The 1,245-nt window shown below is 64.9% G+C and carries 2 protein-coding genes; both read left to right on the top strand.

What is annotated here, in order from left to right; genetic code table 11:
• Positions 1-51: 51 nt before the first annotated feature.
• Positions 52-354 carry a transposase gene (locus CDA63_RS20035; RefSeq protein WP_088466221.1) on the top strand — a complete coding sequence of 101 codons (303 nt, stop codon included), beginning with the start codon at positions 52-54 and terminating at the stop codon, positions 352-354.
• Positions 351-1,232 carry an IS3 family transposase gene (locus CDA63_RS20030; RefSeq protein WP_088466220.1) on the top strand — a complete coding sequence of 294 codons (882 nt, stop codon included), beginning with the start codon at positions 351-353 and terminating at the stop codon, positions 1,230-1,232. The genes CDA63_RS20035 and CDA63_RS20030 overlap by 4 nt, the downstream gene beginning before the upstream one ends.
• The last annotated feature ends 13 nt before the right edge of the window (positions 1,233-1,245 follow it).

The following is a 1,245-nucleotide window of genomic DNA, read 5'->3' as shown; positions in this document are numbered from 1 at the left end:
TGAGGTGGTCTAGGCAAGACGGACAGAAGAAGGACGTATATTTCTTCTGTTATGGCAACAAAATCAAGCGGGACGTCGCCCGACAAACGGCGTAAATACGACGAGGCGTTCAAGGTTGAGGCCCTGCGCTTAGCATCGGAGAGCCGTAGCACGCAGGCCGCGGCACGGCAGCTAGGCATCAGCCCCAAGCTGCTCTACCGCTGGCAGCAGGCCCAACTCGTGGCCGAAGTGGGCAGTGTGGAAGTGGCCCGCGACCCAGAGGTCCGCGCCCTGCGCGCCGCGAACAAGCGGCTGGCGCAGGAGCTCGATATTTTAAAAAAAGCCTTGGTCATCTTCGGCCAGCCGACCCGGTGAGCACGTACCGCTACATCGCGCAGCGGGCTGCTCAGGTACCCGTGCGCCAGCTCTGCCAGGTGCTGCGCGTGGCCCCGGCCGCCTACTACGGCTGGCAGCGCCGCCAGCAGGTGCCGGCGGTTGAACCGGCCTGGCAAGTGGCTGTACGCGCGGCATTTGCTGACCACAGCCAGCGCTACGGCACGCGCCGGCTGCGGGCCGAAGTGCAGGAACAGGGCCACGCCGTAGGCCGCTGGCGCATTCGCCGCGTGCTCAAAGCCCACGGGCTGCGGGCCCAACAACCCCGCTCGTTTGTCCCCCGCACCACCGACTCGGATCCGGCCGTGCGTGCCGCCCCCAACCGCTTGCTGGGCCAGCCAGCCCCCACGGCCCCCAACCGGGTCTGGGTGGGTGACATCACGTATTTGCCCCGCCAGGGCGGCGGCTGGCTCTACCTGGCCGTGTGGCTGGACCGCTGTTCGCGCAAGGTCGTCGGCTGGGACGTGCGCGAGTCCATGCCCGAAGACCTGGTCAGCGAGGCCCTGCGCCGGGCCTTGGCCGTGCGTCGGCCCCCGGCGGGACTCATTATTCATTCCGACCAGGGCAGCCAGTACACAGCCACCCGATTCAAAGACTTGGTCGCTAAACACGGCGCCCAGCAGAGCATGAGCCGGCGCGGCAACTGCTACGACAACGCCCACGCCGAATCATTTTGGAGCCGATTCAAAGCCGAGCTACTTGACGGCGGCTACTTCCCCGGCCTGGCCGAAGCCAAGCTCGAAATCAGCCATCACATTGCCTATTACAACGCCGAACGCCGGCATTCTGCCCTCGGCTATCAATCGCCCAATCACTTTGAAACCCATCTTCAAACAACGTCCCAATTGTGTCCGGCTTAGCTAGACCACCTCA

Source organism: Hymenobacter amundsenii (genome assembly GCF_002204745.1).
Taxonomy (GTDB): domain Bacteria; phylum Bacteroidota; class Bacteroidia; order Cytophagales; family Hymenobacteraceae; genus Hymenobacter; species Hymenobacter amundsenii.
This window is presented reverse-complemented; position numbering and strand designations above follow the sequence as displayed.